Source organism: Ulvibacterium sp., from assembly GCF_965248315.1.
Classification (GTDB): Bacteria; Bacteroidota; Bacteroidia; order Flavobacteriales; family Flavobacteriaceae; genus Ulvibacterium.
Map to the genome: position 1 here is coordinate 4,340,491 of NZ_CBDFIX010000002.1, position 19,766 is coordinate 4,360,256.

The window sequence follows — 19,766 nt, forward strand, 5'->3', positions numbered from 1 at the left end:
GTTTTAAAAGAAACGAGGTGATACCAATCTCTGGAAAGATTTTACCAATTCAACCCTCAAAAATACTTCAAAAGATCCATCGTTAAATTGCGTGCCTCCCAAATCCGTAGTTTCCCTATCATATGCCAGCCCCAACATCAACTGATCGGTTATCTGAAAGCCAAGTAAACCGCTAATGGCAGCATCCCAACGATAAGCGGCTCCAAAAGAAAATTTTTCATTGAATAGAAAGCTAGCCGAAAGATCCAATTGTAAAGGAGCACCTCCGACAACTTTGGTCAACAATGCCGGTTTAAACTTAAGATTACTATTCAAATCGAATACATATCCGGTTATTAAATAAAAATTGATTCTCTCTTGAGAAAGAAACTGTACGGAATTGGCATCTCTTTGAGAGTTATCAAAGTAATCGGTCTCCAATATATTTGGAGCTGAAAGGCCAGCATAAAATCTATTTGTATGGTAATATACCCCCAAGCCAAAATTTGGCGAGAACCTGTTGTCAATATTATCGCCAGCTATTGGTTCATCATCAAAGTTATTTAAACCATTAAAGTCCAGACTAAGCAAATTCCCTCCTACTTTTAAACCAAAGGAGAGTTTTGCATCCAGGGCCACATCTATGGTGTAAGATATCATGGCATCCAAATAGGTTTCGGAAACAACACCATCACCAATGTTATCATTCACCACAGAGATACCATAACCCAACTTGCTGTTTCTAATTGGGGAATGAAGGTTCAAAGTAAACGTTTCGGGCGCCCCATCCAATCCTACCCATTGAGACCGGTACAATGCGGCTAAACTAAGTTGACCTCTTGATCCGGCATATCCAGGATTCACGGTCATTGTATTGTACATGTACTGTGTATATTGTGCATCTTGCTGTCCAACCACTTCATGTACAAAAATGAAGACAAAAAAACCACTTGCCAGTAAACTCTTAAGTTTAGTCATATTCAGTCTCAATATCATTTGCTAATGTATATGTAACCATCTTCGACAGTACGGTTTTGAGATCCTGTCAATTGGTATTCAAATATATAAAAATATACCCCGGCCGGAAGATAGTCATTTACGCTTAGCGTAGACCTTCCTTTAGATCTTCCATCAAATACATTGTTTTGATTATTATAGTTGGTTCCTTCATATACCTTTACTCCCCATCTATTGAAAATCTGTAATGAGTTATTATCCACTAATTCAAGTCCACGTATAAAAAGAAAGTCATTGTCTCCATCTTCATTGGGAGTAACCAATTGATTCACCTCCACCTTATTATCCGGATCAAGATAGTCCGGGGTACCGTCGTTGTCCGTGTCGTCGTCGGTGGGATCCCCGTCGTTGTCCGCGTCCTCGTCCGGCGTATCTATACCGTCGCCGTCGTCGTCAAGGTCCCTGTAGTTCACATCCTCCGTGCCGTCCGTGTCCGGTAGGTCGTTGGCGGGGTCGTCGATCTCGTCGTTCACGTCGAAGCCGTCGTTCACGTCGCTACCCTCGTAACCGTCGTCAAGACCATCGCCGTCCGTGTCGGTGCCCGTATACGCCTGGTCGGGCACACCGTCGAAGTCGAAGTCGTTGCCCTCGTTGTTGTCCGGGACAAGGTCGTTGTCCGTGTCCATGTCAAGGTAGTCCGGCTCGTCGGCGCCGTCGGTGTTCACCGGCGTCAGGCCGTCGGGATAGGCCGAGTTCACCCCGTCGTTGGAGGCATAGGTCGCCGCGTCGTCGTCATTGGGGGCGATATAGCCGTCGGTGGTCTGGGCCTCCACGTTATCCGGGATGCCGTCGTCGTCCGAGTCGATGTCCAAGTGGTCCGGGTAACCGTCCGAGTCGCTGTCGAGAGGATCGGTCAGCGGGTCGCCGTCGCCGTCAAGGTCGGGATCCTCGGTCGTGTCAAGGATGCCGTCGTTATCGTCGTCAAGGTCGACGCTGTCTGGTACCCCGTCGCCATCGGTGTCCGGGCCGCCGTCCGGATCAAGATAGTCCGGGGTACCGTCGTTGTCCGTGTCGTCGTCGGTGGGATCCCCGTCGTTGTCCGCGTCCTCGTCCGGCGTATCTATACCGTCGCCGTCGTCGTCAAGGTCCCTGTAGTTCACATCCTCCGTGCCGTCCGTGTCCGGTAGGTCGTTGGCGGGGTCGTCGATCTCGTCGTTCACGTCGAAGCCGTCGTTCACGTCGCTACCCTCGTAACCGTCGTCAAGACCATCGCCGTCCGTGTCGGTGCCCGTATACGCCTGGTCGGGCACACCGTCGAAGTCGAAGTCGTTGCCCTCGTTGTTGTCCGGGACAAGGTCGTTGTCCGTGTCCATGTCAAGGTAGTCCGGCTCGTCGGCGCCGTCGGTGTTCACCGGCGTCAGGCCGTCGGGATAGGCCGAGTTCACCCCGTCGTTGGAGGCATAGGTCGCCGCGTCGTCGTCATTGGGGGCGATATAGCCGTCGGTGGTCTGGGCCTCCACGTTATCCGGGATGCCGTCGTCGTCCGAGTCGATGTCCAAGTGGTCCGGGTAACCGTCCGAGTCGCTGTCGAGAGGATCGGTCAGCGGGTCGCCGTCGCCGTCAAGGTCGGGATCCTCGGTCGTGTCAAGGATGCCGTCGTTATCGTCGTCAAGGTCGACGCTGTCGGGTACCCCGTCGCCATCGGTGTCCGGGCCGCCGTCCGGATCAAGATAGTCCGGGGTACCGTCGTTGTCCGTGTCGTCGTCGGTGGGATCCCCGTCGTTGTCCGCGTCCTCGTCCGGCGTATCTATACCGTCGCCGTCGTCGTCAAGGTCCCTGTAGTTCACATCCTCCGTGCCGTCCGTGTCCGGTAGGTCGTTGGCGGGGTCGTCGATCTCGTCGTTCACGTCGAAGCCGTCATTGACGTCGCTACCCTCGTAACCGTCGTCAAGACCATCGCCGTCCGTATCGGTGCCCGTATACGCCTGGTCGGGAACACCGTCGAAGTCGAAGTCGTTGCCCTCGTTGTTGTCCGGTACAAGGTCGTTGTCCGTGTCCATGTCAAGGTAGTCCGGCTCGTCGGTGCCGTCGGTGTTCACCGGCGTCAGGCCGTCGGGATAGGCCGAGTTCACCCCGTCGTTGGAGGCATAGGTCGCCGCGTCGTCGTCGTTGGGCGCGATATAGCCGTCGGTGGTCTGGGCCTCGACGTTATCCGGGATGCCGTCGTCGTCCGAGTCGATGTCCAAGTGGTCCGGGTAACCGTCCGAGTCGCTGTCGAGAGGATCGGTCAGCGGGTCGCCGTCGCCGTCAAGGTCGGGATCCTCGGTCGTGTCAAGGATGCCGTCGTTATCGTCGTCAAGGTCGACGCTGTCGGGTACCCCGTCACCATCCGTGTCGGGACAAGCTATAGGTTGTAAATTTAGCCAAATGCCATTTTGAAAATTTTCAGAGGTAGTAAAAAACTCAATAGTAGAGACCGCAGATTGTGAAACCCAAGTAATTCTCTCGGGAGCTTGAATATCACCACCTGTAACATTTTCTACAAAAAAGTCATCGCCGACATTACCACTTATCAAACCTACTGCCAAGGGTGTTGTTTGCTCATACTGTGTGCCATCCAGAGCCTTAATACCATCTCTTTTCATAGCCTGGACTGTAAATGAGTGACTAGCTATAACGTTAACAGGGATAGTGCCGGAAAAAGTAAAAGTCATCGGGAGACCATTTAGTACCGAAAAGGCCGAACCTACGGAAACTGTGCTCCCCCCCGTAAAACTGATAAGAATGCTTCCCGCAGGAAGACCCCATTTAGAACTGATATCGATGTTAGTTGCTGAAAGGCTTCCATCAATGACACCTCCTGGAAATCCAAAATCCGAAGGGGATACTACCTTGAATTCAGGATTGGAGCATCCTGAAATATTAGCAATATCATAATTGTTAGAATCTACAGAAGTATAACCCGTAGTAAAATTCCCTTCACGATCTTCAAAGTTTTTTCCATTGTTGCTTTCCTTATCTTTATCGGAATAGGTGACTAAAACCTCACTATTTGAATCGGACTTTGCAAAAGACAACGTTGGTGGTGCCAAAAGGAGGATAATGGCCAGGTTAAGAGCAAAAGCAAAACCATTTCCTTTTTTTAAGAACGTAGTATTTTCCATAAATGATAGTTTTCTAATTTAAACTAATCACCATGGCTGTAGGAATTAAAAACGTAAGATGTTCGGGGCCGTTTTTAAATAAAATATCTATGCAAGATATATCTAAAAATTCGTTCAACAAATTCTTTGGGAAGCATTCAAGGCATAATATCTTTTAATAACATGTTTATTCGGTAAAACGCAAAAACCAATATTTTTAATTGTTATCTAAATACGTTGAATCTTAAACAAAAGATTACTTTTTTTATCAAAATCGATTAATTGAGTATTTCAGCGATTAAAAATGTATTTGGTATTCGATTTCTATTTGAACCGTTTAATAATTGGATTCCATAAAAAGATGGAATGACGAATAACCTATAATTTTAACTTACTTTTGCCGAAATTTTTCAAATGAGTTTTAAGACCCAAATCCAAAAGCGACGGACTTTTGGGATAATATCACATCCGGATGCCGGAAAAACCACCTTAACGGAAAAGCTTTTACTTTTCGGTGGTGCCATCCAAGAAGCAGGTGCTGTAAAGAGTAACAAGATAAAGAAATCCGCTACTAGCGATTTCATGGAGATTGAACGGCAACGTGGAATTTCTGTGGCTACCTCGGTATTGGCCTTTTTATATAAAGACAAGAAGATAAACATATTGGATACGCCTGGCCACAAGGACTTTGCCGAGGATACTTTTAGGACACTTACCGCAGTGGACAGTGTCATAGTTGTAATAGATGTGGCTAAAGGTGTAGAGGAACAGACCGAAAAATTAGTGGAAGTATGTAGAATGCGGAATATTCCAATTATTGTCTTTATCAATAAATTGGACAGGGAGGGAAAAGACGCCTTCGACCTTTTGGATGAACTTGAACTAAAATTAGGTTTGTCCGTAACCCCACTTAGTTTTCCCATAGGCATGGGTTATGATTTCAAGGGTATTTATAATATTTATGAAAAGAATATTAATCTCTTTAGCGGTGACAATAAGAAGAATATTGAGGATACTATAGCCTTCAATGATATCACAAATCCCGAACTGGAGACTATTATAGGCAGTGAAGCAGCCAAAACCTTACGGGATAATTTGGAACTGGTAGAGGGTGTTTATCCTAACTTTGACAAGGAAAAATATCTGGAAGGCAAGCAGCAACCCGTATTTTTTGGGTCTGCTTTGAATAATTTTGGAGTTCGGGAGCTATTGGATTGTTTTATAGAAATTGCACCTCCTCCAAGGGCCAAAATGGCTGAGGAACGTTTAGTGGACGCCCTTGAACCGGATATGACCGGATTTGTGTTTAAAATTCATGCCAATATGGATCCAAAACACCGGGATCGCTTGGCCTTCATAAAAATTGTTTCGGGCACATTTGAACGCAATAGACCTTATTTGCATGTGCGCAATGGCAAAAAGTTAAAATTCTCTAGCCCAAATGCCTTTTTCGCAGAGAAAAAGGAAATAGTAGACATTTCTTATCCTGGGGATATCGTTGGCTTACATGATACTGGAAATTTCAAAATAGGTGACACCTTAACAGAAGGTGAGAATTTACACTACAAAGGAATTCCAAGTTTTTCACCAGAGCATTTCAGATACATAAACAATGCCGATCCCATGAAAGCCAAGCAATTAAATAAAGGTATCGATCAGTTGATGGATGAAGGGGTAGCACAGTTGTTCACACTTGAAATCAACAATCGTAAGGTAATCGGTACCGTAGGGGCACTTCAATTTGAGGTTATTCAGTATCGTCTGGAACATGAATATGGGGCCAAGTGCACTTACGAAAACTTTCCGGTTCACAAGGCTTGTTGGATTGATCCAAAAAACTCAAAAAGCGAAGAGTTCAAGGAGTTCAGTAGGGTAAAGCAAAAGTTTTTAGCGAAGGACAAAAGAGGTCAACTGGTATTCTTGGCGGATTCCCCATTTTCCTTACAGATGGCCCAACAGAAGTACCCTTCCGTAAAATTACATTTTACTTCAGAGTTTGATTGAAACAAAAAAATCTATGCCTCGCCTGTAGGCCCAAAATTGATGGGAATTGGAGGCTGTTCATAGTCCTTTATAGTCCCATGAGCTTTTTCAAAACGGTTTACATTGTCATTCAGGGCTTTGAGAAATTTCTTTGCATGCTGTGGTGTTAATATAATTCTACTCTTAACTTTTGCTTTGGGCGCCCCCGGCATCATACTTATGAAATCGACCACAAATTCAGAAATCGAATGATTGATTATAGCCAGATTTGAGTAAGTCCCCTCTGCCATTTTTTCGTCCAGCTCTATATTGATCTGTTTTTGCTTTTGCTCTTTTTCGTCCATAACGATAAAAAAATAAACCCCCGATAAAAATGTATCGGGGGTCTTTGGTTTTAGAATTTCAAGGCTTCTTTTCGTGCCATAATTTCATCGTATTCCTCTTTAGAGCCCACGATGATGTTCTCGTAATCTCGCATTCCCGTTCCTGCCGGAATCTTATGTCCAACAATTACATTTTCCTTCAATCCTTCCAAAGTATCTACCTTACCACTTACAGCGGCTTCGTTCAACACTTTTGTGGTTTCCTGGAAAGAAGCCGCAGAAATGAAAGATTTGGTCTGCAAGGATGCACGTGTAATTCCTTGGAGAATCGGGGTAGCGGTGGCAGCAACTGCATCTCGCGCTTCTACCAAGGTCTTGTCAGCTCGCCTTAGAATGCTATTTTCATCCCTCATTTCACGAGCCGTAATTATCTGTCCGGCTTTTAGATTTTCAGATTCTCCAGCATCTACAATCACTTTTTTACCGAAAATGTCATCGTTCTCTTTAATAAAATCTGACTTGTGAACTAACTGGTTCTCCAAGAAGATAGTATCTCCCGGATCTTCGATCCGAACTTTTCGCATCATCTGCCGTACCACTACTTCAAAATGCTTATCGTTGATCTTAACTCCTTGTAAGCGGTATACTTCTTGAACTTCGTTTACCAAGTATTGCTGTACCGCAGAAGGTCCTTTTATAGCCAGAATATCCTCTGGCGTAATAGACCCATCGGATAAAGGCATGCCTGCACGGACATAATCGTTTTCCTGTACCAAAATCTGATTGGACAACTTGACCAAGTATTTCTTGATCTCACCCAATTTAGATTCTATGATAATTTCCCGGTTACCTCTTTTAATCTTACCAAAGGAAACCACACCATCAATCTCGGATACAACTGCCGGATTAGAAGGGTTTCTTGCTTCAAACAATTCGGTTACCCTTGGAAGTCCACCGGTAATATCCCCGGCTTTGGCCGACTTACGTGGTATCTTAACCAAAATCTTACCCTCTTGAATCTTATCCCCATCATCTACCATAATATGGGAACCAACAGGTAGGTTGTACGAACGTAAAACCTCATCCTTATCGTTCTTGATCAACAAAGTGGGAATCAATTTTTTGTTTCTGGATTCGGAAATAACCTTCTCTTGGAAACCGGTTTGTTCATCGATTTCGACTTGATAGGTAACGCCTTGTTCAATATTCTCGTAGGCAATCTTTCCCGGAAATTCCGAGACAATAACACCATTATAAGGATCCCACTGGCAAACAACATCTCCTTTTTTGATATTTGCCCCATTTTTTATGAATAGTTGAGAACCATAAGGAATGTTATTATTACTCAAGGTTATTCCTGTCTTAGCGTCTACTATCTTTATTTCAGAAGTCCTAGAAATCACAATCTCAGCGGCATTGCCATCACTATCCTGACCTTTGACAGTCCTTAGATCCTCAATTTCCGCTGTACCATCAAACTTCGCCATTAATTTATTGTCCTCGGATATGTTTCCGGCAATACCTCCCACGTGGAAAGTACGCAAAGTAAGCTGTGTACCCGGTTCACCAATGGACTGGGCCGCCACTACACCAACAGCCTCCCCACGCTGTACCATTTTATTGGTAGAAAGATTTCTTCCGTAACATTTGGCACAAATTCCTTGGGGAGCCTCACAAGTTAAGGCAGAACGTACCTCTACTTTTTCAACTGGAGATTCTTCAATTTTCTTAATATCGGATTCCATAATTTCCTGACCGGCTTCCAGTAACAACTCTTCGGTCAGCGGGTTATAAACGTCATGTAAGGATACCCTTCCTAAAATACGTTCACCCAAGGATTCTACAACCTCCTCGTTCTTTTTCAAAGCTTCTACTTCAACGCCACGAAGTGTTCCACAATCCTCGATATTGATAATCACATCTTGGGAAACGTCTACCAAACGCCTTGTCAAATATCCGGCATCTGCAGTTTTTAAGGCTGTATCCGCCAACCCTTTACGGGCACCGTGAGTGGATATAAAGTACTCCAATATGGAGAGACCTTCCTTAAAGTTAGAAAGGATGGGGTTCTCGATAATCTCACCACCTCCGGCAGTCGACTTCTTTGGTTTTGCCATTAATCCACGCATTCCGGTAAGCTGGCGTATCTGTTCTTTTGAACCCCTAGCACCGGAATCGAGCATCATGTATACCGAATTAAATCCTTGCTGATCCTCACGGATACGTTTCATGGCCAATTCGGTCAGCATGGCATTCGTGGATGTCCAAACATCAATTACTTGGTTATAACGCTCGTTATTGGTTATAAGCCCCATATTGTAGTTGGCCATAATGGCATCTACCTGACCATTGGCATCGTCGATCATTCCATGTTTTTCCTGTGGGATAATTATATCTCCCAAACTAAAGGAAAGCCCACCCTTAAAGGCAAACTCATATCCCATAGTCTTAATCTTGTCCAGGAATTCAGCCGTTGTAGGAACATCGGTTACGGCAAGAATCTTTCCGATGATGTCCCTCAGTGCCTTTTTGTTCAAAACACTATTTACATATCCGGCCTGCTCAGGTACTTCCATATTAAATAGTACCCTACCTACAGTAGTTTCCACTATTTGATTGACCAATTCCCCTTCTTCATTAAAATCCTTGGTCCTCACCTTTATACCCGCGTTAAGGTCTACCATGCCTTCATTAAAAGCGATTTCAACCTCTTCATCCGAATAAAAAGTGAGTCCTTCTCCTTTTACAGGAACTTCTGGTGTGGACTTTCTCTCCTTGGTCATATAATATAGACCTAATACCATATCCTGGGAAGGCACGGTAATCGGTGAACCATTCGCAGGGTTTAGAATATTATGTGAAGCCAACATTAATAGCTGGGCTTCCAATATGGCCTCTGGGCCCAATGGCAAGTGAACGGCCATTTGGTCTCCATCAAAATCCGCATTAAAGGCCGTACATACCAAGGGGTGAAGACGGATTGCCTTACCCTCAATCAGTTTTGGTTGAAATGCCTGAATACCCAAACGGTGTAAAGTAGGGGCCCTGTTCAATAGCACAGGATGTCCTTTCAATACATTTTCAAGGATATCCCAAACTACGGGTTCTTTTTTATCGATAATCTTTTTAGCAGATTTAACGGTCTTAACTATTCCCCTTTCTATCAATTTACGAATGACAAAGGGCTTGTACAATTCGGCCGCCATATCCTTAGGAAGACCACATTCGTACAATTTCATTTCAGGCCCAACTACGATTACCGAACGTGCGGAGTAATCCACCCGTTTTCCCAAAAGGTTTTGACGGAAACGACCCTGTTTCCCTTTAAGGGAATCCGATAGGGATTTCAATGGTCTATTAGATTCCGTCTTAACCGCGGAAGCCTTTCTTGTATTATCAAAGAGTGAATCAACGGCTTCCTGAAGCATACGCTTCTCATTTCTCAAAATCACCTCAGGGGCCTTGATTTCCACCAACCGCTTCAAACGGTTGTTTCGTATAATTACCCTTCTATAGAGATCATTCAAATCCGAAGTGGCGAAACGACCTCCATCCAATGGTACCAATGGACGTAATTCGGGCGGAATTACCGGAATCACTTTCATTATCATCCACTCCGGCTTATTTTCCCTATTATCCTGGGATTCCCTCAATGCCTCAACGACCTGAAGCCTTTTTAGTGCCTCGGTTTTACGTTGTTTCGATGTTTCGGTATTGGCCTTATGGCGAAGTTCAAAGGATAGCTCCCTTAAATCTATACGCGCCAAAAGGTCAATTAAGCACTCCGCTCCCATTTTTGCAATAAACTTATTGGGATCGGAATCCTCCAAATACTGATTTTCTTGTGGGAGCTCCTCCACAATATTCAAATATTCTTCCTCGGTCAAGAAATCCATTTTTTTGATTTCCTCTCCTTCAGGTCCTTTTGCAATACCAGGTTGTATTACTACGTACCTTTCGTAATAGATAATCATATCTAACTTCTTCGATGGAAGTCCTAGCAGATATCCTATCTTATTAGGCAGGGAACGAAAATACCAGATATGGGCCACAGGCACAACCAAATTGATATGCCCTACCCTGTCTCGGCGAACTTTTTTCTCAGTAACTTCCACACCACAACGGTCACAAACAATACCACGATAGCGGATGCGTTTGTACTTACCGCAGGCACATTCATAGTCTTTTACAGGTCCAAAAATACGCTCACAGAATAGCCCGTCACGTTCTGGTTTGTGCGTTCTGTAGTTAATGGTTTCAGGTTTGAGGACTTCTCCCCTGGATTCAGATAAAATTGCCTCTGGAGAAGCCAAGCCGATTGAAATCTTGTCAAACCTTTTTATTGGATTATTATCTTTTATTCTAGCCATGATATATGGTGATACTTAATTAAAATGTGTGTTCTTAAATCGTTAAATCGATTTGTTTATTCCTCTAATCTTATATCTAGACCCAAACCTTTCAGCTCGTGCATTAATACGTTAAAGGATTCTGGTAAACCAGGTTCTGGCATAGTCTCGCCTTTTACGATAGATTCGTAGGTTTTTGCCCTACCAATTACGTCATCGGATTTGACCGTTAATATCTCCCGCAAGGTGGCTGAAGCACCATACGCCTCTAGGGCCCAAACTTCCATCTCCCCGAAACGCTGACCTCCAAATTGAGCTTTACCGCCCAAAGGTTGCTGCGTAATCAAGGAATAGGGTCCTATTGATCTAGCGTGCATCTTGTCGTCTACCATATGCCCTAATTTCAACATATAGATTACCCCAACGGTAGCCGGTTGATCAAATCGTTGTCCGGTACCTCCATCGTAAAGATATGTATGGCCAAATCTAGGGATACCTGCCTCATCGGTATAACCGTTGATTTCATCCAATGTAGCTCCATCAAAAATAGCAGTGGCGTATTTTTTGCCCAATTTAAGACCGGCCCATCCAAGAACGGTTTCATAGATTTGCCCAATATTCATACGTGATGGTACACCCAGTGGATTCAATACGATGTCCACGGGGGTTCCATCCTCCAAGAAAGGCATATCTTCTTGACGCACTATTCTCGAAACGATACCCTTGTTACCATGACGTCCGGCCATTTTATCCCCAACTTTAAGCTTTCGCTTTTTGGCGATGTATACCTTGGCCAACTTCATAATACCGGCTGGTAATTCGTCCCCAACAGAAATCGTGAATTTATCCCTTCTAAGATTACCTTGAAGATCGTTCAACTTAATCTTATAGTTATGGAGTAAATCCGCAACAGAAGCATTGGTTTCCTTATCCGTGGTCCAGCTTCCTCCAACCAAATGCGCAAAGTCATCTACTGCATTCAACATCTTCATGGTGTATTTCTTCCCCTTTGGAAGAACTTCTTCTCCTAAATCGTTCAAAACACCTTGTGATGTTTTTCCACTAATTAAAGAGAACAGTTTCTCCACCAAAATGTCCTTTAGCTGCTGGAATTTCACTTCATATTCCATTTCTAAATTGGAAATGGCCTCTTTGTCTTCCGAACGTTTACGCTTGTCCTTTATAGAACGTGAGAACAACTTCTTATCGATGACCACCCCGGTCAAAGATGGTGAGGCCTTCAACGACGCATCCTTTACATCACCGGCCTTATCCCCAAAAATAGCACGAAGTAACTTTTCTTCAGGAGTTGGATCGGATTCTCCTTTAGGGGTGATTTTACCAATAAGAATATCTCCAGGCTTTACCTCTGCACCGATACGGATCATCCCATTTTCGTCCAAGTCCTTTGTAGCTTCCTCAGAAACATTGGGTATATCATGGGTTAATTCCTCAGCACCCAACTTGGTGTCCCGTACTTCCAGGGCATACTCATCAACATGGATGGAAGTAAATATGTCCTCCCGTACCACTTTTTCTGAAATTACAATGGCATCTTCAAAGTTATATCCCTTCCAGGGCATAAAGGCAACGGTTAAATTTCGCCCTAGGGCCAATTCCCCGTTTTCCGTGGCATAGCCTTCACAAAGGACCTGCCCCTTTTTGACCTTATCACCTTTGCTTACTATAGGTTTCAGATTAATGCTGGTACCTTGATTGGTCTTTCTAAATTTGACCAATTCGTAGGTCTTTTCATCCTCCGCAAAACTTACCAACCTTTCAGCGTCCGTCCTATTGTATTTAATGGTTATTTTCTGGGCATCTACATATTCTATTACTCCATCCCCTTCAGCATTGATCAAGACCCTGGAGTCCGAAGCCACTTGACGTTCCAATCCTGTACCAACAATGGGAGATTGCGGTTTCAAAAGGGGTACGGCCTGTCGCATCATGTTAGATCCCATTAATGCCCGGTTGGCATCATCATGCTCCAAAAACGGAATCAATGATGCTGAAATTGATGCAATTTGATTGGGCGCAACATCCGTGTAATTCACTTCTGAAGGATCTACCACTGGGAAATCTCCCTCTTCGCGGGCAATGACCTTATCGCTATCTATAGTTCCATTTTCCTTCATGGGAATGTTAGCTTGTGCTATTTTCATTCCTTCTTCTTCTTCCGCACTTAAGTACGTGTACTCCTTGGTATTTACCTTACCGCCTTCAACCTTGCGGTACGGAGTTTCCAAAAAGCCCATTGGATTAACCTTGGCAAAAACTGAAAGTGAAGATATCAAACCAATATTGGGTCCTTCAGGAGTTTCGATAGGGCACAATCTTCCATAGTGAGTGTAGTGTACATCACGTACCTCAAATCCTGCTCTTTCCCTGGAAAGACCTCCTGGTCCCAAAGCGGACAATCTTCTTTTATGCGTTATCTCCGCCAATGGATTTGTTTGATCCATAAATTGGGACAACTGGTTTGTACCAAAGAATGAATTGATAACGGAGGACAACGTTTTTGCATTGATCAAATCAATAGGTGTAAACACTTCATTGTCCCGCACGTTCATCCGCTCTCTAATGGTCCTCGCCATACGAGCAAGACCAACTCCAAATTGGGAAGACAACTGTTCTCCCACGGTGCGGACGCGACGATTGGACAAGTGGTCTATATCATCGATCTCTGCTTTGGAATTGATAAGTTCTATCAGATATTTTATAATGGTAATAATGTCGTCCTTGGTCAAAACCTGTTTGTCCATTCCGATATCAAGACCCAACTTTTTGTTCATTCGGTAACGACCAACCTCTCCTAGGTTATAACGTTGGTCGGAGAAGAACAATTTGTCAATTATACCACGCGCCGTTTCCTCATCGGGCGGCTCCGCGTTACGCAATTGACGGTAAATATGCTCTACGGCTTCCTTTTCGGAGTTAGTAGGGTCCTTTTGCAGCGTATTGTGGATGATGGCGTAATCCGACTGTGCATTGTTCTCTTTATGCAGCAAAATCGTTTTTACGTCGGTATCCAGAATCTCATCTATATGTTCTTTCTCAAGAATGGTATCCCGATCTAAAACAATTTCGTTCCGTTCGATGGAAACCACCTCTCCAGTATCCTCGTCAACGAAATCCTCATGCCAAGTGTTCAATACCCTTGCCGCCAATTTACGGCCCAGAATTTTCTTCAATCCTGCTTTGGAAACCTTAACCTCCTCAGAAAGGTCAAAAATCTCCAGGATATCCTTGTCACGCTCAAATCCAATAGCCCTGAAAAGGGTAGTAACCGGCAATTTTTTCTTTCTATCGATATAGGCATACATAACACCATTGATGTCCGTCGCAAATTCGATCCAAGAACCTTTAAAAGGAATTACCCTTGCCGAGTACAGTTTGGTTCCATTGGCATGGAAAGACTGTCCGAAGAAGACTCCAGGCGAACGGTGAAGCTGTGAAACTACAACTCTTTCCGCACCATTGATCACGAAAGTACCGCTGGGCGTCATATAAGGAATGGTCCCTAAATACACATCTTGTACAATGGTCTCAAAATCCTCGTGTTCCGGATCGGTACAGTATAGTTTTAATCTAGCCTTTAACGGTACGCTATAGGTAAGCCCTCTTTCAATACACTCTTGTATGGAGTATCTTGGGGGATCTATGAAGTAATCCAAAAATTCCAGAACGAACTGGTTTCTGGTGTCCGTTATCGGGAAATTTTCCATAAAGGTGTTATACAGACCTTCGTTACCCCTTTCATCCGATTTGGTCTCAAGTTGAAAAAAATCTTGAAAAGATTTTATCTGGATGTCCAAGAAATCCGGATACTCCGGCGTGTTCTTAGCGGATGCAAAATTTATTCTTTCAGTTTGTTGTGTGAACATCTATGGACAGTATTTGATCGTGAATGATAAATAGGTAGTATATGCCTTCATATACGCCATGTGCATTATGTATAAAAAGGCTTAGGTCTAACCCCGCAAAAGCGGGAAAAGACCTAAACCAATGTGCTATAGTCGCTGCTATTATTTAAGCTCAACTTCCGCTCCTGCTTCTTCCAATGATTTTTTGATTCCTTCGGCTTCGTCTTTGCTAACACCTTCCTTAACGGCTTTAGGTGCGCTATCAACAATATCCTTGGCATCTTTTAATCCTAATCCTGTCAATTCCTTGACCAATTTTACAACGGCAAGCTTAGATCCTCCCGGAGCTTTCAAAATTACATCGAATTCCGTTTTTTCCTCAGCGGCTTCGGCTTCTCCACCTCCAGCACCGGCACCTCCGGCTACAGCTACGGCTGCCGCTGCAGGCTCTATGCCATACTCTTCTTTTAATATATCAGCCAACTCGTTTACCTCTTTTACGGTAAGGTTAACCAACTGTTCTGCGAAATCTTTTAAATCTGCCATTTTTCTATCGTTTAATAAAATTTTAAAATATACTTAGTTTAGTGTGTGCTTACTCTTTTTCGGAAAGTGTCTTAAGGATACCTGCCAACTTACCTCCACCTGACTTAAGGCCAGAAATAACGTTCTTGGCTGGTGACTGTAACAATCCAATGATATCCCCAATAATCTCTTCCTTGGATTTGATGCTCACAAGGGTATCCAACTTATCGTCCCCTATAAAAATAGCCTCTTCAATAAAGGCTCCTTTTAACAAGGGTCGGTCTGATTTCTTCCTGAAGTTTTTAATCAATTTTGCCGGACCGTTTCCAGTCTCGGAAAACATCAAAGAGGTATTCCCCTTTAAAACTTCCGGAAGTTCACCAAATTCCTTATCGGACGCCTCCATTGCCTTGGCAAGCAAGGTGTTCTTAACAACCGACAGCTTTACATTGGCCTTAAAACAAGCCCTACGCAAATCTGAAGTTGTTGAGGCGTTCAATCCTGATATATCCGCCAAGTAAATGGTAGAATTATCGGATAGCTGAGCAGTTAAATCCTGTATTACGTTTGCTTTTTCTTCTCTTGTCATCCTATTAAATTTTAACTCCCAGCTGGATTAAACGGTTTTTGGATCTAATTGTACGCTAGGACTCATAGTACTGGACATATAAATGCTCTTCATATAGACTCCTTTGGCCGCAGCGGGCTTTAGCTTTAACAAGGTATCCAATAATTCCTTGGCATTACCTGCTATTTTATCGGCCGAAAAAGAGGCTTTTCCAATAGCGGCATGAACAATACCGGTCTTATCTACCTTGAAGTCAATTTTACCGGCCTTTACATCAGATACAGCTTTACCAACATCCATAGTGACCGTACCTGTTTTTGGGTTGGGCATTAAACCTCTCGGACCTAAAACCCGTCCTAAAGGGCCTAATTTACCCATAACGCTGGGCATGGTGATGATTACATCGACATCTGTCCAACCACCTTTGATTTTATCCAAATATTCGTTCAATCCCACATAATCTGCTCCTGCCTCCTTGGCGTCTGCTTCCTTATCCGGGGTAACCAACGCCAAAACCTTAACGTCCTTACCGGTACCATGAGGTAGGGTAACCACCCCACGTACCATTTGATTTGCCTTTCTAGGGTCTACCCCTAATCGGACCGCCAAATCTACGGATGCATCAAATTTTGTTTTGGTTATTTCTTTTACCAAAGCGGAGGCCTCTTCCACGGAATAGAGTTTATCCTTATCTATTTTGGCGTGGGCTTCTTTCTGCTTTTTTGTCAACTTTGCCATTTCAATTTCTTTTTAAGATTCAAAAAGGTCTTTTTCCTGATACTTTCATACCCATTGACCGTGCTGTACCGGCAACCATACTCATTGCGGACTCCACGGTAAAGGCATTAAGGTCTACCATTTTGTCTTCGGCGATAGCCTTAACTTGGTCCCAGGTAACACTCCCTAATTTTACTCGGTTAGGTTCGCCAGATCCTTTTTTAATCTTAGCTGCTTCCATCAATTGAACTGCCGCTGGTGGTGTTTTTACGACAAAATCGAACGATTTGTCCTTGTAAACGGTGATAACAACGGGCAATACTTTGCCTGGTTTGTCCTGCGTCCTCGCATTGAACTGCTTACAGAACTCCATGATGTTAACGCCGGCAGCACCTAAGGCGGGTCCAACCGGTGGCGATGGATTCGCAGCACCTCCCCTAACTTGTAGTTTAACTACTTTACCTACTTCTTTTGCCATTGTTTAAAATTAAATTGAAAGCGTGTTCATTGGAAGCAACACAACTTTGAAATATGTAACAATTTTCTTTATATCTTTTCAACTTGCATATAACTGAGTTCCAGTGGGGTTTTTCTTCCGAAAATCTTTACCATAACCTCTAGTTTACGCTTTTCTTCGTTTATTTTTTCTACGGTTCCATTAAATCCGTTAAAAGGACCATCAATAACCTTAACGGTTTCCCCATGGACAAAAGGTATGGCCACACTATCCGTATTTACAGCTAGCTCATCTACCTTACCGAGCATTCTGTTTACCTCGGACTTTCGCAATGGAACAGGATCACCTCCTTTTGTCTCCCCCAAAAACCCTATCACATTGGTGATGGAGCGAATAATATGTATCATCTCCCCGCCTAAGTTGGCCTTAATCATTATGTAGCCCGGAAAATATACCCTTTCCTTATTTATTTTTTTCCCGTTGCGAATTTGGATAACTTTTTCGGTCGGCACGAGAACATCTTCCAGATAGTCGGAAAATCCATGACGCTCTACTTCGCTTTCAATATAGCCTTTGATCTTGTTTTCCTGGCCACTTACCGCCCTAACTACATACCACTTTTTTTCCAGCACTTCCGACATAGCGACCAAATTAGTTTAGAATATTATTGAAATACAATTGAATCAATTTACTAAAGACGGTGTCCACCCCCCAAGTGGCCAAAGCAAAAAGAATGGAAAAAACGGCAACCACCACCATCAAATTAGAAGACTCCGCCCTAGAAGGCAAGGTAACGTTGTTCCTTAGCTCTTCAATCGATTCTTTAATATATGTCAACATACTTCTTCTTTTATCCTGAACGGAAGGAGAGGCTCCCTTCGACTTCGCTCAGGGCAGGCTTCTCGCCTCGTTAATTTTCTGTTTTGACTCTGCACGGGAGGAGAGGCTCGAACTCCCGACACCTGGTTTTGGAGACCAGTGCTCTACCAACTGAGCTACACCCGTTTATAATTGCAGGGAAAGGTGTCCCGCTAAACGCAGAACACCCTTTACCTACACTATAAATTATCTAAAAATTAATCCAATATCTTGGTTACCTGTCCGGCACCTACGGTTCTACCCCCTTCGCGAATGGCGAAACGAAGACCTACGCTCAAAGCGATAGTCTGAATCAATTCAACCGTTATTGTTAGGTTATCGCCAGGCATTACCATTTCTACTCCATCAGGAAGGGCAATGTTACCAGTAACATCCGTTGTTCTTACATAGAATTGTGGACGATAGTTGTTATGGAATGGGGTATGACGCCCACCTTCTTCCTTCTTAAGGATATAGACTTCGGCCTCAAACTTGGCATGTGGTTTAACGGAACCTGGTTTGCAGATTACCATACCACGACTAATTTGGGACTTTTCGATACCTCTTAAAAGGATACCTACATTATCGCCAGCTTCTCCTCTATCCAATATTTTACGGAACATTTCAACACCTGTGATAGTAGAAGTCAGCTTTTCAGCACCCATTCCGATAATCTCAACGGCATCACCGGTATTTGCTATACCAGTCTCTATACGACCTGTAGCAACTGTACCACGACCTGTAATTGTAAATACATCTTCAACAGGCATCAAGAAATCCTTGTCAACATCCCTTTTTGGCAATTCGATCCAAGTATCTACCGCTTCCATCAATTCCATTACGGTGTCTACCCATTTTTGCTCACCATTTAAAGCACCCAAAGCAGAACCTGCAATTACAGGTCCATTATCACCATCGTACTCATAGAAAGAAAGTAATTCCCTTACTTCCATCTCAACCAATTCTATAAGTTCGTCATCATCTACCATATCCACTTTGTTCATGAAAACCACAATCCTTGGAATACCTACCTGACGTCCTAAAAGAATGTGCTCACGAGTTTGCGGCATAGGCCCATCAGTAGCGGCAACAACCAATATGGCTCCATCCATTTGGGCTGCACCTGTAACCATGTTCTTTACATAATCCGCGTGACCTGGACAGTCCACATGTGCATAGTGACGGTTAGCCGTTTGATATTCCACGTGGGATGTATTGATAGTAATACCCCTTTCTTTCTCCTCAGGAGCGTTATCGATAGAATCGAAACTTCTAATTTCAGAAAGTCCTGCGTTTGCCAATACGGTTGTAATAGCGGCAGTCAATGTAGTTTTACCGTGATCTACGTGTCCAATAGTACCTATATTTAAGTGCGGTTTGGAACGATCAAAAGTTTCCTTTGCCATTTTTAATGAATTTAATCTTAGTTATATATTAGTGTACAATTAATATTTTATTGAGCCAACGACGAGATTTGAACTCGTGACCTCTTCCTTACCAAGGAAACGCTCTACCCCTGAGCTACGCCGGCTTATAGGGTTTCTGGCCCGCCTGACCGTCGGGCAGGTTCAAAGTTATAAGTTTCGGGTCTAAAACCACCAACGTTAACTCAGTCTTTCTGTGAGCGGGAGACCGGGTTCGAACCGGCGACATTCAGCTTGGAAGGCTGACGCTCTACCAACTGAGCTACTCCCGCAATATTGTTTCAATCCAAAATTTCAACTCGTTGTTCCCGTTTCCGGACAACGATAGCATCAAAAATAAGCCTCTTATGCCAATTTGGTGGGGAGAGCAGGATTCGAACCTGCGAAGACATAGTCAGCAGATTTACAGTCTGCCCTCGTTGGCCGCTTGAGTATCTCCCCCTATCAATGTTTTAAGACCTTTTGAGCCGATGGAGGGACTCGAACCCACGACCTGCTGATTACAAATCAGCTGCTCTAGCCAGCTGAGCTACATCGGCCTTTTACCCCCTTTTTGCGCATAAAAAAGTCCGCTATTTCTAACGGACTGCAAATGTATATATTTATTTGTTTAATCA

At 43.9% G+C, this 19,766-nt stretch carries 14 protein-coding genes and 5 tRNA genes; 2 read left to right on the forward strand and 17 right to left on the reverse strand.

What is annotated here, in order from left to right:
• Positions 1 to 3: 3 nt before the first annotated feature.
• Both ACP2AF_RS20125 and ACP2AF_RS20130 read right to left on the reverse strand, forming a co-directional pair.
• Positions 4 to 957 carry a PorP/SprF family type IX secretion system membrane protein gene (locus tag ACP2AF_RS20125; RefSeq protein WP_120713673.1) on the reverse strand — a complete coding sequence of 318 codons (954 nt, stop codon included), beginning with the start codon at positions 955 to 957 and terminating at the stop codon, positions 4 to 6.
• A 14-nt stretch (positions 958 to 971) separates the two neighbouring features.
• Positions 972 to 3,581 (reverse strand): gliding motility-associated C-terminal domain-containing protein, encoded by a 2,610-nt coding sequence (locus ACP2AF_RS20130; RefSeq protein ID WP_425237930.1) that lies wholly within the window; start codon positions 3,579 to 3,581, stop codon positions 972 to 974.
• A 46-nt stretch (positions 3,582 to 3,627) separates the two neighbouring features.
• Between ACP2AF_RS20130 and ACP2AF_RS20135 the strand changes: the two genes are divergently transcribed.
• The gene (locus tag ACP2AF_RS20135; RefSeq protein WP_425237931.1) at positions 3,628 to 3,873 is read left to right on the forward strand and encodes a hypothetical protein; all 246 of its coding nucleotides are present in this window, start codon (positions 3,628 to 3,630) and stop codon (positions 3,871 to 3,873) included.
• 620 nt (positions 3,874 to 4,493) lie between these two features.
• Positions 4,494 to 6,083, forward strand: coding sequence for a peptide chain release factor 3 (locus ACP2AF_RS20140; protein WP_425237932.1), 1,590 nt, complete (start codon positions 4,494 to 4,496; stop codon positions 6,081 to 6,083).
• 11 nt (positions 6,084 to 6,094) lie between these two features.
• On the opposite strand, the gene ACP2AF_RS20145 is transcribed toward ACP2AF_RS20140, so the two are convergent.
• The 15 genes from ACP2AF_RS20145 to ACP2AF_RS20215 all read right to left on the reverse strand — a co-directional run bounded on the left by ACP2AF_RS20145 (position 6,095) and on the right by ACP2AF_RS20215 (position 19,688).
• A complete protein-coding gene (locus tag ACP2AF_RS20145) occupies positions 6,095 to 6,406 on the reverse strand; it encodes a DUF3467 domain-containing protein (protein ID WP_120713232.1) in 312 nt (103 codons plus the stop codon).
• Between the two features lie 50 nt (positions 6,407 to 6,456).
• Positions 6,457 to 10,755, reverse strand: a complete 4,299-nt coding sequence (gene rpoC / locus ACP2AF_RS20150; protein WP_425237933.1) for a DNA-directed RNA polymerase subunit beta' — start codon at positions 10,753 to 10,755, stop codon at positions 6,457 to 6,459.
• Between the two features lie 56 nt (positions 10,756 to 10,811).
• Positions 10,812 to 14,621: a DNA-directed RNA polymerase subunit beta gene (gene rpoB / locus ACP2AF_RS20155; protein WP_282163039.1), complete on the reverse strand. Its 3,810-nt coding sequence runs from the start codon at positions 14,619 to 14,621 to the stop codon at positions 10,812 to 10,814.
• A 141-nt stretch (positions 14,622 to 14,762) separates the two neighbouring features.
• Complete coding sequence (gene rplL, locus ACP2AF_RS20160; protein WP_345741630.1) at positions 14,763 to 15,167, reverse strand: 50S ribosomal protein L7/L12; 405 nt, start codon at positions 15,165 to 15,167, stop codon at positions 14,763 to 14,765.
• A gap of 28 nt (positions 15,168 to 15,195) precedes the next feature.
• The gene (gene rplJ, locus ACP2AF_RS20165) at positions 15,196 to 15,714 is read right to left on the reverse strand and encodes a 50S ribosomal protein L10 (protein ID WP_425237934.1); all 519 of its coding nucleotides are present in this window, start codon (positions 15,712 to 15,714) and stop codon (positions 15,196 to 15,198) included.
• Positions 15,715 to 15,741: 27 nt separating this feature from the next.
• The gene (gene rplA, locus ACP2AF_RS20170) at positions 15,742 to 16,431 is read right to left on the reverse strand and encodes a 50S ribosomal protein L1 (RefSeq protein ID WP_425237935.1); all 690 of its coding nucleotides are present in this window, start codon (positions 16,429 to 16,431) and stop codon (positions 15,742 to 15,744) included.
• Positions 16,432 to 16,450: 19 nt separating this feature from the next.
• Positions 16,451 to 16,888 carry a 50S ribosomal protein L11 gene (rplK, locus tag ACP2AF_RS20175; protein ID WP_425237936.1) on the reverse strand — a complete coding sequence of 146 codons (438 nt, stop codon included), beginning with the start codon at positions 16,886 to 16,888 and terminating at the stop codon, positions 16,451 to 16,453.
• 68 nt (positions 16,889 to 16,956) lie between these two features.
• Complete coding sequence (nusG, locus tag ACP2AF_RS20180) at positions 16,957 to 17,508, reverse strand: transcription termination/antitermination protein NusG (protein WP_120713239.1); 552 nt, start codon at positions 17,506 to 17,508, stop codon at positions 16,957 to 16,959.
• Between the two features lie 10 nt (positions 17,509 to 17,518).
• A complete protein-coding gene (secE, locus tag ACP2AF_RS20185) occupies positions 17,519 to 17,707 on the reverse strand; it encodes a preprotein translocase subunit SecE (RefSeq protein WP_120713674.1) in 189 nt (62 codons plus the stop codon).
• A 92-nt stretch (positions 17,708 to 17,799) separates the two neighbouring features.
• Positions 17,800 to 17,872, reverse strand: a tRNA-Trp gene (locus ACP2AF_RS20190).
• Positions 17,873 to 17,943: 71 nt separating this feature from the next.
• Positions 17,944 to 19,131, reverse strand: a complete 1,188-nt coding sequence (gene tuf, locus ACP2AF_RS20195) for an elongation factor Tu (RefSeq protein WP_120713240.1) — start codon at positions 19,129 to 19,131, stop codon at positions 17,944 to 17,946.
• A 53-nt stretch (positions 19,132 to 19,184) separates the two neighbouring features.
• Positions 19,185 to 19,256 (reverse strand) — tRNA-Thr (locus ACP2AF_RS20200).
• A gap of 92 nt (positions 19,257 to 19,348) precedes the next feature.
• Positions 19,349 to 19,421: transfer RNA gene (locus ACP2AF_RS20205), tRNA-Gly, on the reverse strand.
• Between the two features lie 84 nt (positions 19,422 to 19,505).
• A tRNA-Tyr gene (locus ACP2AF_RS20210) sits at positions 19,506 to 19,590 on the reverse strand.
• Positions 19,591 to 19,614: 24 nt separating this feature from the next.
• Positions 19,615 to 19,688: transfer RNA gene (locus ACP2AF_RS20215), tRNA-Thr, on the reverse strand.
• Between the last annotated feature and the right edge of the window lie 78 nt (positions 19,689 to 19,766).

Bases quoted from the DNA above. Each gene is read 5' to 3' on its own strand.
- ACP2AF_RS20145 (WP_120713232.1), bottom strand. From the start codon at position 6,406: ATGGACGAAAAAGAGCAAAAGCAAAAACAGATCAATATAGAGCTGGAC.
- ACP2AF_RS20140 (WP_425237932.1), top strand. From the start codon at position 4,494: ATGAGTTTTAAGACCCAAATCCAAAAGCGACGGACTTTTGGGATAATA.
- rpoB (WP_282163039.1), bottom strand. From the start codon at position 14,621: ATGTTCACACAACAAACTGAAAGAATAAATTTTGCATCCGCTAAGAAC.
- ACP2AF_RS20130 (WP_425237930.1), bottom strand. From the start codon at position 3,581: ATGAAAAGAGATGGTATTAAGGCTCTGGATGGCACACAGTATGAGCAA.
- rplA (WP_425237935.1), bottom strand. From the start codon at position 16,431: ATGGCAAAGTTGACAAAAAAGCAGAAAGAAGCCCACGCCAAAATAGAT.
- secE (WP_120713674.1), bottom strand. From the start codon at position 17,707: ATGTTGACATATATTAAAGAATCGATTGAAGAGCTAAGGAACAACGTT.
- tuf (WP_120713240.1), bottom strand. From the start codon at position 19,131: ATGGCAAAGGAAACTTTTGATCGTTCCAAACCGCACTTAAATATAGGT.
- ACP2AF_RS20125 (WP_120713673.1), bottom strand. From the start codon at position 957: ATGACTAAACTTAAGAGTTTACTGGCAAGTGGTTTTTTTGTCTTCATT.
- rplK (WP_425237936.1), bottom strand. From the start codon at position 16,888: ATGGCAAAAGAAGTAGGTAAAGTAGTTAAACTACAAGTTAGGGGAGGT.
- rpoC (WP_425237933.1), bottom strand. From the start codon at position 10,755: ATGGCTAGAATAAAAGATAATAATCCAATAAAAAGGTTTGACAAGATT.
- rplJ (WP_425237934.1), bottom strand. From the start codon at position 15,714: ATGACAAGAGAAGAAAAAGCAAACGTAATACAGGATTTAACTGCTCAG.
- nusG (WP_120713239.1), bottom strand. From the start codon at position 17,508: ATGTCGGAAGTGCTGGAAAAAAAGTGGTATGTAGTTAGGGCGGTAAGT.